Annotated in this window: 11 protein-coding genes and 2 pseudogenes; 2 read left to right on the top strand and 11 right to left on the bottom strand. The window is 72.2% G+C overall.

Annotation, left to right across the window (positions count from 1 at the left end; all coding sequences use genetic code 11):
* Nucleotides 1-8: 8 nt before the first annotated feature.
* The 5 genes and pseudogenes from ABD946_RS29500 to ABD946_RS29480 form a co-directional block, all read right to left on the bottom strand.
* Nucleotides 9-1712: an AMP-binding protein gene (locus ABD946_RS29500; protein ID WP_345288589.1), complete on the bottom strand. Its 1704-nt coding sequence runs from the start codon at nt 1710-1712 to the stop codon at nt 9-11.
* Complete coding sequence (locus ABD946_RS29495; RefSeq protein ID WP_345288588.1) at nt 1709-3583, bottom strand: FAD/NAD(P)-binding protein; 1875 nt, start codon at nt 3581-3583, stop codon at nt 1709-1711. The genes ABD946_RS29500 and ABD946_RS29495 overlap by 4 nt, the downstream gene beginning before the upstream one ends.
* A pseudogene (locus tag ABD946_RS29490) lies at nt 3580-4848 on the bottom strand (methylaspartate mutase); the annotation flags it as partial. The gene ABD946_RS29495 and the pseudogene ABD946_RS29490, both read right to left, overlap by 4 nt.
* 72 nt (nt 4849-4920) lie before the next feature.
* Nucleotides 4921-5403, bottom strand: a complete 483-nt coding sequence (locus ABD946_RS29485; RefSeq protein ID WP_345288585.1) for a cobalamin B12-binding domain-containing protein — start codon at nt 5401-5403, stop codon at nt 4921-4923.
* Nucleotides 5404-5547: 144 nt separating this feature from the next.
* The gene (locus ABD946_RS29480; RefSeq protein ID WP_345288584.1) at nt 5548-5964 is read right to left on the bottom strand and encodes a cupin domain-containing protein; all 417 of its coding nucleotides are present in this window, start codon (nt 5962-5964) and stop codon (nt 5548-5550) included.
* A gap of 227 nt (nt 5965-6191) precedes the next feature.
* On the opposite strand from ABD946_RS29480, the gene ABD946_RS29475 reads away from it, so the two are divergent.
* The gene (locus tag ABD946_RS29475; RefSeq protein WP_345288583.1) at nt 6192-7115 is read left to right on the top strand and encodes a LysR family transcriptional regulator; all 924 of its coding nucleotides are present in this window, start codon (nt 6192-6194) and stop codon (nt 7113-7115) included.
* 119 nt (nt 7116-7234) lie between these two features.
* On the opposite strand, the gene ABD946_RS29470 is transcribed toward ABD946_RS29475, so the two are convergent.
* Together ABD946_RS29470 and ABD946_RS29465 are read right to left on the bottom strand one after the other, a co-directional pair.
* A complete protein-coding gene (locus ABD946_RS29470; RefSeq protein WP_345288582.1) occupies nt 7235-7861 on the bottom strand; it encodes a pyridoxamine 5'-phosphate oxidase family protein in 627 nt (208 codons plus the stop codon).
* A 23-nt stretch (nt 7862-7884) separates the two neighbouring features.
* The gene (locus tag ABD946_RS29465; RefSeq protein WP_345288581.1) at nt 7885-9261 is read right to left on the bottom strand and encodes a vanadium-dependent haloperoxidase; all 1377 of its coding nucleotides are present in this window, start codon (nt 9259-9261) and stop codon (nt 7885-7887) included.
* A gap of 293 nt (nt 9262-9554) precedes the next feature.
* On the opposite strand from ABD946_RS29465, the gene ABD946_RS29460 reads away from it, so the two are divergent.
* Nucleotides 9555-9983, top strand: coding sequence for a cupin domain-containing protein (locus ABD946_RS29460; protein WP_345288580.1), 429 nt, complete (start codon nt 9555-9557; stop codon nt 9981-9983).
* Between the two features lie 28 nt (nt 9984-10011).
* Here the strand turns inward: ABD946_RS29460 and ABD946_RS29455 are convergent, their stop codons facing one another.
* From ABD946_RS29455 to ABD946_RS29440, 4 genes and pseudogenes are all read right to left on the bottom strand, one after another.
* On the bottom strand, nt 10012-11211 hold the full coding sequence (locus tag ABD946_RS29455; RefSeq protein ID WP_345288579.1) for an NAD(P)/FAD-dependent oxidoreductase: 1200 nt from the start codon (nt 11209-11211) through the stop codon (nt 10012-10014).
* Nucleotides 11208-11414, bottom strand: coding sequence for a ferredoxin (locus ABD946_RS29450; RefSeq protein ID WP_345288578.1), 207 nt, complete (start codon nt 11412-11414; stop codon nt 11208-11210). The genes ABD946_RS29455 and ABD946_RS29450 overlap by 4 nt, the downstream gene beginning before the upstream one ends.
* Nucleotides 11415-11433: 19 nt before the next feature.
* Nucleotides 11434-12357: a pyridoxamine 5'-phosphate oxidase family protein gene (locus tag ABD946_RS29445; protein ID WP_345288577.1), complete on the bottom strand. Its 924-nt coding sequence runs from the start codon at nt 12355-12357 to the stop codon at nt 11434-11436.
* A 49-nt stretch (nt 12358-12406) separates the two neighbouring features.
* Nucleotides 12407-12863 (bottom strand): annotated as a pseudogene (locus ABD946_RS29440) (VOC family protein).
* Nucleotides 12864-12888: the final 25 nt, after the last annotated feature.

The following is a 12888-nucleotide window of genomic DNA, read 5'->3' as shown; positions in this document are numbered from 1 at the left end:
GGCGGGCCTCAGTTGGCCACCGCCAGTGCGGCCAGCAGGTGCTCCTCGTGGCCGAGGGTCTGCAGGGTGCGGAGCTCGGCGCGGCGGATCTTGCCGGAGATGGTGGTCGGCATCCCGGTGACGAACTCCAGGACCTTGACCCACTTCTCGGCCGGCAGCTCGGCCCGGACCCGCTCGAAGAGCAGCTCGGCGGCGTCCTCGCGCTCGGTCCACTCGGGGGCGAGCAGCACGAAGGCCTTGGGGATCCACATGCCGACCGGGTCCGGCACCGGCACCACGGCGGCCTGCTCGACGGCCGGGTGGCCCAGCAGCACCCGCTCCAGCTCCAGCGGGGAGATCCGGTAGTCGAAGGACTTGAACATGTCGTCGTCGCGGCCGACGTAGCTCAGCTCGCCGTCCTCGCCCAGGCGGACCAGGTCACCGGTGTGGTAGTAGCCGCCGGCGAAGGCCGCCTCGGTCTTCTTCTGGTCGCCGGCGTAGCCGACCATGATGCCGGTCGGACGGACCGTCAGGTCCAGGCAGAGCTCGCCGACGCCGCCGGGGGCGACCGGGCGGCCGGTCTTCGGGTCCACCACCACCGGGCGGTAACCGGGGAGCGGGCGGCCCATCACGCCGGCCTGCGGGCGACGGCCGGGGGTGTGGCCGATCTGGCCGGTGGTCTCGGTCTGGCCGTAGCCGTCCCGGACGTAGACGCCCCAGGTCTCCTCGACCGTGTTGATCAGGGTGGCCTCCAGCGGCTCCCCGGCGCAGGTCGCCTCGCGGAGGGTGGCGGGGGCCTCGCCGAGGCCCTCGGCCAGCAGGCCGCGCCAGACGGTCGGCGGGGCGCAGAAGGTGGTGATGCCCTGCTCCCGCAGGGTGGTCAGGACGGCGGTCGGGGTGGAGAGGGCGGAGTCCAGGACCACGATGGTGGCCTCGGCGTTGAAGGGGACGAAGAAGGAGCTCCAGGCGTGCTTGGCCCAGCCGGGGGCCGAGATGTTCAGGTGGACGTCGCCGGGGCGGACCCCGTTCCAGTACATCCCGGAGAGGTGGCCGACCGGGTAGCTGGTGTGGGTGTGCAGCACCATCTTGGGGCGGGAGGTGGTGCCGGAGGTGAAGTAGACGAACAGCGGGTCGTCGCCGCGGGTGGCGCCCTGCGGGTCGAAGGCCTCGGGGGCGGTCTCGGAGTCCGCGTAGTTGGCCCAACCCTCGACCCGGGCACCGGTGTTGATCCGGGTCCAGCCGCCCGGCAGGTCGGCGAAGCGCTCGACCAGCGAGTCCTCGGTGAGCACGTGGCGGACCTTGGCGCGGTCCAGCCGGTCGGCCAGGTCGTCGGTGGTGGCGGTGGCGTAGGTGGGGACCACCACCGCGCCCAGCTTGATCGCGGCGAGCATGGTCTCGTAGAGCGGGAGGCGGTTGTGCAGGGCCATCAGGAGCCGGTCACCGCGCCGCACGCCCAGCGAGCGGAGCCAGTTGGCGACCTGGTCGGAGCGGCGGGAGAGCTCGGCGTAGCTGACCTCGCGGGCCGGGCCCTCGCCCAGCAGGCGGAGGGCGGTGCGGTCCCCGCCCTCGGCGGCGATCACGTCGAACCAGTCCAGCGCCCAGTTGAACTGCGGGAGTTGGGGCCACTGGAACTGCTCGCGGGCGGTGTCCAGGTCGTGCGCGTTGTCCAGCAGGACGTTGCGGGCGGCGCGGAAGGCGGCGGTGGCGTTGGGGTTGCGGCCGGCGGTGTTCACGCGGCTCCTCCGGCGGTGACGGTGGCGGACTGGCGGACGGTGGTGGTGACGGCGAGGTCGAGCATGGCGGCGGCGATCGAGTCGGCGTCGCGGCGGAACAGGGTGTTCAGGCCCGGCTTGCCGCTGCCGACCTGGGTGAACCAGCGGGTGTGCTCGGTCGGGATGCCCAGGGCGTAGAGGTCGCAGCGGATCCGGCCGCCGGCGTCGATCACCCGGAACGGGGCCTCGGTGACGTTCAGGCCGCCGGTGGCGTGGCTCGCGCCGGTCGCCGGGTCGGTCATCACGTACTCGCCGATCAGGCCGTCGGCCAGCAGCGAGGTGGTCAGCGGGGAGGTGTCCTTGTGCAGGTCCGGGGTGGGGATCCGGGCGTCGACCAGCACCTCGGCGTGGTGCACCGAGCCGGCCACCTGCGGGGAGGAGATCCGGAACTTCCCGGCCGTCTCGTCGGCCTCGAACTCGGTGGCGGGGCCCGCCACCTCGACCACGCCGGCCTCGATCAGCGCCACCAGCTGCTCCACCCGCTCGATCGGAGGTCCGGCGGAGAGCAGGGAGTTGACGGGGAGGAACTTCTTCTGGAACTCCTCCACGTAGGAGTCGGGCTGGAGGCCGCCGTAGTCGACCGCCTCGCGCACCACGTTGCGGATGTCGCGGAGGACGTCGAGGGCGGACTTGAGCGGACCGTCCGCGTTGCCGAGCTGGGCCGCATCGAGGTCCTCCCGCATGATGGTCAGCAGTTCGGCGCGGAAGTCCTCCGGGCCGGCGTACTCCTTGCCGCGGAACGGGCGGGCCAGCGCGTCCAGGTCGAGCGGGGCCAGCGGGGCGCCGCCGGAGCGGGCCTGGGAGTCGGCGCGGACCGCCTCCACCTCCTGCATCAGCAGCGGGAGGACGTCCTCGTCGAAGCGCAGGCGGCCGCTGCCGCCGGCCTCGATCCGCCGCTTGCGGGCGTCGGCCACCGCGGCCGAGGTGAGGAAGCGCGGCTTGTGGCTGTGGTTCGGGTTCTTCTGGTTGCGGCCGCGGGCCGGGATCGGCAGGCCGCTGCGCGAGCCGGTGACGATCTTCGGCTCCAGGCCGCTGGCCAGGTAGCGCAGGGTGCCGTCCGCGTCGGTGGCGAAGGTGCCGCCGCGGCCGACGGTCAGGCTGAGCATCACGTCGTAGAAGGAGAGGCCGAGGCCGCGGATCGCGACGGTGGAGCCGGGGCGGACGGTCTGCTGGTCCAACGCCATGTCGGCGGCGGAGTCGCCGGCCAGGTAGGCCAGGCCCGGGTGGCGGTCGGCGAAGGCGAACATGCCGCGCTCGAAGGCGTCCGCCTTGTTGGTCGGGTGGCCGGTGGCGAGCAGGAGCTGGTCGACCTCCACCAGGTAGGGGGCGGCGTCCAGTTCGAGCACGTAGCCGCCCTCGGCGGCCGGCGAGGCCTGGGTGACCCGGGCCTTGACGGACACCAACTCGACCCGTTCCGGGAGGTTCTCGACGATCGAGCGGTAGACGGCCTGCTGGTACTGGCCGTAGCGCTGCCGGGAGGCGTAGTCGTCCGGGCCCAGCAGCGGCTCGCCGTGGGTTCTGGCCCGCTCGGCGATCCACTGGCCCAGCGAGGGGCCGGCGCCGGGGCGGGCCGGGCCGCCGTCCGGGTCACCGGAGTACATCGTCACCTGGCCGACCACCGTGTTCATCGTGAACCAGTCGTCCTGGTCCGTGCGCCACACCCGCCCCGAGCCGACCTCCACCGCGTCGATCAGGTGGATGCGGACCTGACGGCCGCTCAGTTCGCCGTCGTTCAGCCGGGCGGCCAGGCGCTCCAGGACCGAGAGGCCGCGCGGGCCGGAGCCGATGATGCCGAGGGAGAGCGGGGCCTGGGAGTTGCGGTCGGTGGTCACTTGGCGTCCTTGGCGATCGAGGTGGTCGAGGTGAGGGTCGGGCGGCTGTACTCGGTCTCCAGCGCGGCGAGGTCGAAGCCGCGCTGCACGTGGGAGAGCATCCCGAGGAAGTCGTCGGCGCCGAGCCGGGCGGAGCCGGCGGGCTTGGTCGCCGCGATCGGCATGCGGCCGGTGGAGAGCCACTGGAGCCGGCCGTCGCCGTCGATGAAGCTGCGGGCCCGCTGGGCGTTGTCGGCGTGCAGGCAGAAGGGGACGTCCAGGTAGCCCTTCTCGAAGGCCTTGCGCAGCGCCCGGCCGATGTCGGGGTCGAGCTCCAGGACGGCCTCGACCAGCAGGCGGGCCTCGGCGTAGACCGGGTTGTCGGTGATCGAGCCGGGCTGCGGGAGGACGCCCTCCGAGGCCCGGGCCGCCTCGCCCAGGGCGAGGATGTTGTCGGCGACGGTGGGGATGCGGTGGGCCTCGGCCGGGGTCTTGACGATCAGGCGCTCGGCGCCGGTGGTGCGGGCCAGCGTGGCGCTGCCGCGGAGGAGTTCGAGCGCACCGGCCTCGGTGCGGGGGAAGACGCCCATGTAGGAGTAGAGGACGACGTGCCACTGGGTGTCGCCGAGGTACTGGCCGGCCAGGTGGCGCAGCGCCGCGATGGCGTCCACGTCCTGGTCGAAGCTGGTGCCCTGGGCGTAGCTGAGCGAGATGGAGGTCAGGCCGCGCTGGCGGAAGAACATGCCCTCCAGGGCGGAGATCGCCACCAGCAGGCTGGGCGGGCAGAGCTGGCCGAGCATGCAGCCGCCGAAGCTCTCCAGGTGGGCGCCCTGCACCCGCTCGGCGAGCATCTCGCAGCTGGCGGCCCAGGCGTCCACCGCCTGGGCGAGCGGGGTGCGGGAGTAGGGGAGGCAGTAGGAGACCGGGCCGCCCTCGGTGGCGTCCAGACCGGCGTCCAGCAGGGCCTGCACGATGCCGAGCGGCAGCGGGGAGCCGTGCCGGACCTGGATCGCGAAGTCCGGGGCACCGATGTTCGCCAGCATCTCGCGGGTGACGTCGGCGCCGTGCGCCACGATCGGGAAGCCGTTGAGGTCCGAGCCCTCGCGCAGGGCCTTGCGGGCGGAGTCGTGGTCGCCGACCCGGGTGTAGCTGTCGAGGGTGATGGTGCCCACCGTGGTGGCGTCGGCGGCGGCGACCGCCTGGAGCCCGCCGAGCATCACCGGGACGCTGGGCATGCCCATCCGGGGCTGGACGACCAGCCGGCCGGCGGCCGCGGCGGCGGCGACGGTGTCGCCGAAGGGGGGCGGTGGACAGCAGGCGGCGGACGCCGCCCGCGGGGATGGTGGTGGCCAGGGCGCTCATGCCGCTCCTCCGACGATCGCAACGGGCTTGGGGGTCTCCAGGTAGCGGCGGAAGTCCGCCACGCCCTCTCCGTCCTCGAACACCGCGGTGAAGCCCGCGGCCATCAACTCGGCGCCGTAGCCGCCGCCTTCACCACCGCGGATGCCGAGCTTGCCGCCGATCACGACCGGCAGGTCGGCCAGGTCGGCCTCGTCGCGCAGCCGGCCGATCATCCGGCGGCCGTCCAGGAAGCCGTGGCCGTTGACGCTGCTCACCACGACCATGTCGGGGTTGTGGCGGCGGCACTCGGAGATCAGCAGCTCGTCCGGGACGCAGGCGCCGATGTTGACGACCTCGTGGCCCATCTCCTCCAGCAGGAGCTGCAGGAAGACGAGGTTCCAGGTGTGGGAGTCGGAGGAGACACTGGAGACCAGGACCCGGCGGCCGCTGCGCTGGCGCTGGGCCGGCAGGTGCGCCCCGGTCGGGGTAAGCGATGACATGGGCTTCTCTCTGACGTTCTGCTGGGTGGGGTGCGGGGAGGCCGCTGAACTGCTGTCAGCCGGCGGGTGCGTCACGGGAGTTGCGGTGGGCGGCCGGGGTGGCCGGCCCGCGGGGGTCCCCGCCGGGCCGGCCGGCCGGGCCGGTCAGGAGGTCAGCGCGGCGGCGACCGGCCGGATCGGGTGCTGCGGGGTGCGCGGCGAGGCCGGGCGGGTGCGGATCGCCAGCACCGTGCAGCCGGAGGCGCTGGACATCTGGTGCTGGGTGCCCGGGCCCTCGACGATCAGGTCGCCCTTCACGTACGAGTCGCCGTCGCTGTGGTCCAGCTGGCCGTCCAGGACGAGCATCAGTTCGTAGCCGAGGTGCTCGTGGAAGTCGCCGTGCGCGGTGGGCGGGAAGCGGAGCAGCAGGCCCACCGACTCCTCGCCGGTCTCCGCGTTCGGGGCCCACAGGACGTGGTGCTCGACGCCCGCGCGGCCAGGCTCGGCCCAGGTCGTCCACTCGATGTCGGTGAGGTCGAAACCGCTGCGGAAGACATTCTGGATGAACTCGATCTCAGCCATGGGAATCCCCTTCTCGGATTTATCTGGATTGTGGCCGGGGCTTTTCTTTTTCCCGTTCCCCTTGCCTGTAATAAATGTATGGCCCGGGGAGACCCCTGGCCCCCCGGCCTTCCCGATGGGGAGGCAAGCGAGAAGCCGATGGCACGTGACACAGTCAGATCTTGTCGCTGTGGGGGCGGTGTGCACTCGCGCAGGATGAGGGGAACTCGATAGCGAGAGGAGGCGCAGTGGACATAGCCATGTACCAGCTGCGGACTTTCTGGGAAGTCTCGCGCCTGCAGAGCATCACCAAGGCGGGCCGCAAGCTCGGCTACTCGCAGTCCACCATCACCGCGCACGTCCGGGTGCTGGAGGCCCAGGTGGGCACCCCGCTGTTCCAGCGGCTGCCGCACGGGGTCAGGCTCACCGAGGCCGGCCAGATCTTCCACGGGTACGCCGCCCGGATGCTCTCGGCGGTGGACGAGCTGTCGGCCGCCCTCGCCGAGAACGGCGAGGTCACCGGCCAGGTGTCGGTCGGTGCGACCGGCTCGCTGGTGGACCGCGAAGTGTCCCGGCTGATCTGGGAGGCCCGCTACCGGTACCCGCGGGTGACCGTCTCCCCGCTCAGCATGCTCTCCACCCGGATCCCGGAGGAGGTCGCGGCCGGCCGCCTCGACCTCGGCCTGATGATGACCAGCACCGCCGAGCCCTCCGAGCCGCCGCCGGCCGGCGTGGTCCGGGAGCGGCTGCACGAGCTGGACCTGGTCTGCATCGGCTCGCTGGGCCTGCCGAGCGCCGAGGGCGATCCGGTCGGCCGCCTGCGGGAGGCGCGCATCCTCCAGGTGGACCACGGCTGCCCGTCCCAGGAGCAGGTGCAGACGGCCCTGCAGGACCAGTACGGCTTCACCCTGGAGGTGATGTCGGCCGGCTCGGTGGGCAGCGCCCTCGGGCTGATGCGCAGCGGTCCGTTCATCGCGGTGCTCCCCGAGCAGTCGGTGGCCCGCGAGGTGGAGCTCGGCTCGGTGGTGCTCCAGGAGCAGCTGCCGCGGATGCGGCGGGCGGTCTGGATGCTCTGGCGCGACCAGGCCTGGCAGCCGGCCGCGATGGTGGCCCTGCTGGAGCTGGCGCGGCGGGTCGGGCAGCTCACCGGGGAGCCCGTGGGCTCCGCCTGACGACCCGTACGGGCCGTACGCCCCGCGCGTCCCCCCTCGCACGTCGAACGGCCGGAAGCCCTCGTAGCGACGCTACGAGGGCTTCCGGCCGTGGGGCCCTGGCCGGTCCTGGCGGACCGTCAGGCGGTGCCCAGCAGCTGGGCCTTGAGCCGGGCGTTCTCCCGCTCCAGCTCCTCGAGACGGGTGGTCAGCGGTTCGACCGCCGTCTCGATCTCCTCCTTGGTGAACCGGGGCGTGATGTGCTGGCTGCAGTTCCAGTCGAAGGCCTCGACCTCGATCACCATGACCCGCTCGGGCACGCCCGGGTACTCCTTGTCGCGGACCGCCTCGATCAGGGCGCGGTCCTCGTTGACGTCCACCGCCCGGGCCCGGCCGTAGACCTTCAGCCGGGCGCGGTGCGGGTAGTCGACCAGGAAGAGCGAGACCCGGCTGTCGTGGTCCAGGTTCCCGGTGGTGATGTACTGCTTGTTGCCCCGGTAGTCGGCGAAGGCGATGTGGCGCTCGTCCAGCACCTTGACGAAGCCCTTGGGCCCGCCCCGGTGCTGGACGTACGGCCAGCCCGTCGCGCTGGCGCTGGCCAGGTAGAAGCTGTCGCGCTCCTGGATGAACCAGGCCTCGTCCGGACCCAGCTGGTCCGCACCCTCCGCCCCGGCGGCCATCCGCTCGTAGCTGCGCGCGCTCCCGTGCGCCTGCTGATGGCGCTTGGTCTCCGTGGTGAAGGCGATCTGTGCGTACCGGCTGGTCACGGCATTACTCCTCGTCAGATGGGTTACAGGACGTTCTTGTTGACCTCGGCCGCCACCTTGTAGCCCATCTCCAGGGCGGCCTGGTTGTCCCAGCGGAAGTGCACGCCGGCGTAGAGGCGGCTGTTGGCCTTCTCCTGGGCGGCCTGGGTGAAGCTGGTGAAGTGGCGGACCACGCCGACCGCGTTCGGGTCGTCGGTGCCGCTGCTGAACGGGATGTTGTCGCAGCCGAAGTAGTTCTTCATCGCGCCGGCCCAGGCCGCCACGATGCCGGAGTGGCCCGAGACGTAGGTCGGGAACGGCGGCGAGAAGTGCACGCCCTGCGGGGTCATCGAGAGCGGACGCCAGTTCGGGTCCGCGGTGGTCAGCGGGTTGTTGTCGGTGTCGGCGAAGTTGATCGCGGACTCCGGGCGCCACAGGTCGTTCTCGGTGTCGAACTTGGAGTCCCAGATCGCGATCGCGGCGTCGGCCATCGCGACCGAGATCATCGCGAACAGGCGGGCACTCGCGGTGGAGTCGACCCAGGGGTGCTGCTGCTGGTAGACGTCCATCGACTGGACGTACTGGTGGCCGATCGGCTTGTAGGTGCCGTTGACGTCGTTGGCCCAGTAGCGGGCCTGCTCGGTCTGGTCGGCGGTGCGCTCGGTCGAGGTGGCGCCACCGAGGCGGCGGACCTCGTCCACGCCGGCCGCGTACTCCGGGCTGGCGATGAAGGCCGGGATGGTGGTGTAGCCGAAGGGCAGGCTGGTCGGGCGGAACTGGCTGCCGGAGACCAGGCCGAAGGGCTTGACCTTGCCCCAGTTCGGCGAGTGCGGGACCGGGGCGCTGCCCGGGGTGGGCCGCCAGTAGCCGGGCGTGTTGTTGACCACGTAGGGGGTGTTGTCGTCCGCGCCGTCGCCGACCCGGTCGGTGATGATGCCGTTGGCGGCGGCGTTGCCGATGGCTATGCCGCGGTTGATGTTGATCGCGTTGGTCGGGCGGCGCAGCGAGACGGCGGTGTTCAGCTCGTCGTCGAAGTTGATCGCCGGGAAGGCCGCCTTCAGCGCGCTGTAGGCGGCCTGGTCGATGGCGGCCTCGAGCGAGCCGTTGTAGCCACGGCTGTTCGGGACCAGGGTGCGGTACGGGCGGCCGATCTGCTGGATCGAGTTGACGGCGTCGTAGATGGCGAGGTTCATCATCGCGCCGCCGCGGCCCAGCGGGCCGGGGGTGCCACCGGTGGTGCGGAAGGCGTCCATCAGGACGTTGTTCCAGTAGATGACGTGGTCGGTGCGGTGGACGGCCGACGTCTCGGCGTCCTCCACAGCGTTGGCGCTCTGCGGGACGAGCGAGACCAGACCGCCGATGGCCAGGACCGAACAGGCGGCCTTGAGCACGGAACGGCGAGTCCTCGTGGTGCGGTTCATCTGGGCGGTTCCTTTTCGCTAGGAGGCTTGCGAGAAGGAATCTAGGGCCTGTCGACAGGTTTAGACAGAGTTTTCCAGCGAATCAGCCATCGGTATTTCCGATACCGGCACGGACCATCGTTCCTGAGATTTCCCGGGGACCTGACATATGCATCCGATAAGCCTTGATGTGTCTTCGGCAAATCGCCTAGCGTCCCTGCCGTCGGAAATACCTCCGACCGACTCCCCCGCACGTTATACCCCCTGGAGATATGGACGTGAACAGCACGCGTACTCGTCGTGGCCGTCGCACTGTGGTCGCCGCCGCTCTGGTCGCCGGTCTGCTCGGCGCCGGTGGCGTCGCCTCCGCCAGCCCGGGCCACCTGATCACCGCGAAGACCACCGCCGAGGGCAAGTTCGTGAAGCCCCAGAACGTCAAGGTCAAGAACGTCAGCCGGGTCATCGAGCAGACCCTCACGATCCAGCCCGGTGGCGACACCGGCTGGCACGTGCACCCGGGCATCGTCTTCCTGACGGTCGTCAAGGGCACCATCACCCGCCGCAGCGCGGACTGCAAGGTCGAGACCTTCCCGGCCGGCAGCTCGTTCATCAAGCAGGGCGACGTCCCCCTGAACGGCGTCAACCTGGGCACCGAGCCGATCGAGCTCCACCTCACCTACGTCCTGCCCGAGGGCACCCCGCTCCGCTACGAGCGCGAGGCGCCGAAGTACTGCAAGTTCTGACCGTAGGTCAGCCTGCTCGGTGCGGTGGTCAGCGCACCGCACCGAGCAGCACCTCCTCCAACTCCCGCCGGTAGCCGGCCAGCCGGCCGACCCGGTTGACGGTCAGCGCGCCGACCAGCGCGCCGGCCCGGTGGTACGAGACCTCCAACCGCCGCCCCGGAAGGTCGTGTTCGACCACCCGGACCTCGTCGGCGAAGGCCGGCAGGCCGACCGAGCGGACCTTCACCCCGTGCAGGTCCGACCAGAACGACGGCACTCCCGTGAACGGCTCCGGTGCTCCGGGGTGCAGCAGGGTGCGCGCGGCCGCGGCCGCCTGCTCCACCGCGTTGGTCCAGTGCCCGAGCGCCACCCGCGCGCCGCCGGCCAACGGGTGCGGCCAGCGCACCACGTCGCCCGCCGCCACCGCGCCGGGCAGCACCGAGCCGTCCGCCCGCAGCACCCGCAGCGCGGCGTCGCAGCCGACCCCGCCGTCCAGGGCCAGGCCGGCCCCCTCCAGCCACCCGGTGTTCGGCACCGCCCCGAGCGCCAGCACCGCCGCGTCCAGCGCGAGTTCGGTGCCGTCGGAGAGCACCGCCCCGGTCAGCCGGGCGCCGCCGCGGAAGGCCGTCACGGTGACGCCGGTGCGCAGGTCGATCCCCGACTCCCGGTGCAGTGCGGCCAGGTAGCCGCCCGCCTCGGCACCGATCGCCCGGGCCAGCGGCTGCCCCGCGGCCTCCACCACGGTGACCTCCAGCCCGCGGGAGCGGGCGGTGGCCGCGATCTCGCCGCCGAGGAACCCGGCCCCGACCACCAGCAGCCTGCGCCCCGACCGGAGTTCGGCCCGCAGGGCGAGGGCGTCGTCGCGGCCGCGCAGGGTGTGCACGCCCTGCGGCACCGGGCCGTCCCAGCCCCGGGCCGCCGAACCGGTGGCGATCACCAGGCCGTCCCAGCCCAGCTCCTGACCGTCCGCCAGCTTCACGGTGCGGCCGTCCGGGTCCAGCGCCACGGCCGGGGTGCCGAGCAGCCACTCGGCGCCGAGCCCCTCCGGGACGGGCAGGGCGGTGGCGTCCGCCGGATCCTCCGAGGCCAGCTGCTGCTTGGAGAGCGGCGGCCGGTCGTACGGCGGGTGCGGCTCGGCGCCGACCAGGGTCAGCGCGCCGTCGTAGCCGCCGGCCCGCAGCGCCTCGGCGGCCCGCAGCCCGCCCAGCGAGGCGCCGACCACCAGCACGCGCCCCAGGCCGCCGCTCACCGGTCCGCGCCTCCCGCCGCGGCGGTGGCGATGGCGCGGACCGGGCAGACGGCGGCGGCCTTCTCCACCTTGTCGCGCAGCCCGTCCGCGGGCTCGGCCTGGTAGACCAGGTAGTCGTCCTCGTCGAAGGAGAACACCTCGGGCGCGGCGTAGACGCACTGCCCTTGGCTCTCGCACAGGTCCATGTCGACGGTGATCCGCATGTCCGTACTCCTCTGAGGGTCAGCTGACGGGGGTGACGGGAGGGTTGAAGCGGGAGGCTTCCGGGGCGCTCCAGCGCAGCGGGGCCGCGTCCAGGACCTCCCGGACGGCGGTGACGTCGAACTCCACCAGGCGCTGGGCGCCGGGGACTTCGGCGATCAGCTCGGGGTCCCAGACGGTGCGGGCGGTGCCGGTGAGGTGGAGGGAGGAGCCGGACTCCCAGCCGGGGACGAGGATCCCGGCGGCCGGGTTGAGTTCGAGGTTGCCCAGGGTCAGGAACATCGCGTTCCCCACGTAGTCCGGCCAGCGCAGCCGGGTGGGCGAGAGCACCCGGAGGAACCCGGGGCTGCCTCCCCGGTGGGAGGCGTCGGCGTCGCCGCCGTCCGAGGCGGTGGCCACGAAGAAGGTGTCCGCCTCCCGGATCCGCCGCTGCTGGTCCTCGGTCAGCTCCGCCGAGTCGAGCGCGCGGGGCCGGCGGCCGGCGGCCTCCTCGACGGGGAGCGGGCGGTGGTCGCGCTTCTGGATGTACTTGGGGCAGTTGGCGATGACCTGGTCGAGGTCGACCCGCAGGCCGTCGCCGTCCGGGACGGAGCGGCCGTTGATCCGCATCCGGCGCCGGGTGGCGGGCTCGATGGCGATCATGCCGATCCGGGCCGGACCGGCCAGCGTCGCGGCCAGCGGGTCCTGCGGCCCCGGACGGGCGGCGACGGTCAGCGTCCGCTCGTCCGGGGCCCGGAGGAACCCGGGGGTCCCGCTCACCTGGGTGGCCCAGATCCGGCCGTCGCGGTCGGCGCCGCCGATCACGACCATCGGCTGGCCGGTGAGGAACTCCGCGGCCACGGGCGGGATGACCGTGCCGATCCCGCCGAGGGAGAACCCGGCCTGCCGGCTGAGCTCCGCCCGGTCCTGAACGGCGAGTTCCCCACGGTGGTAGGCGGTCGTCACGGTCTCTGTCCTTCCGGTCGGATCGGCGGGGTCGGTGCGGCGGGGCGGTTTAGAAGAAGCCGCAGGTCGGGGCACCGGTGGTGGGGGGCCTCCTGGCCCTCGGCACCGGACGGGCTGTAGATCTCCAGGCGGATGCCGTCGGGGTCGGTGAAGAAGATGCCGCCGGAGGAGGCGCCCTCACCGTGCGGAACCACGCCGTCGTAGGCGAACTCCGCACCCAGGTCGCGCAGCACGGCCTCGGCGTCCTTGACCTCGTCGACCGTCTCCACCTGGAAGGACAGGTGGTGCAGGCCGGCCGAGGCGGTCGGGAAGGCCACGGCGCTCTGCTGCCAGAGGGTGACCTGCAGCTTGCCGTCGCGGCCGAGGAAGGCGAACCGGCGGTCCGTCTCCTTCCCCTCGCCGAGCACCTCGAAGTCGAAGACCTTCCCGTAGAAGTTCATCGAGCGGTCCAGATCGGTGACGTTCAGGCCCACGTGGCCGGTCTGCAGCGACTTGAAGTTACCCATGGTGATCACGTGCCTTCATAGAGGT

Source organism: Kitasatospora albolonga (assembly GCF_039535905.1).
Lineage (GTDB): Bacteria > Actinomycetota > Actinomycetes > Streptomycetales > Streptomycetaceae > Kitasatospora > Kitasatospora albolonga.
Note: the sequence above shows the minus strand (reverse complement) of the source record. Positions and strands in the feature narration are given on the sequence as shown.

Excerpts from the sequence above, each read along its gene's own strand:
- ABD946_RS29485 (WP_345288585.1), bottom strand. The coding sequence starts at position 5,403 with ATGTCATCGCTTACCCCGACCGGGGCGCACCTGCCGGCCCAGCGCCAG.
- ABD946_RS29480 (WP_345288584.1), bottom strand. The coding sequence starts at position 5,964 with ATGGCTGAGATCGAGTTCATCCAGAATGTCTTCCGCAGCGGTTTCGAC.
- ABD946_RS29465 (WP_345288581.1), bottom strand. The coding sequence starts at position 9,261 with ATGAACCGCACCACGAGGACTCGCCGTTCCGTGCTCAAGGCCGCCTGT.
- ABD946_RS29450 (WP_345288578.1), bottom strand. The coding sequence starts at position 11,414 with ATGCGGATCACCGTCGACATGGACCTGTGCGAGAGCCAAGGGCAGTGC.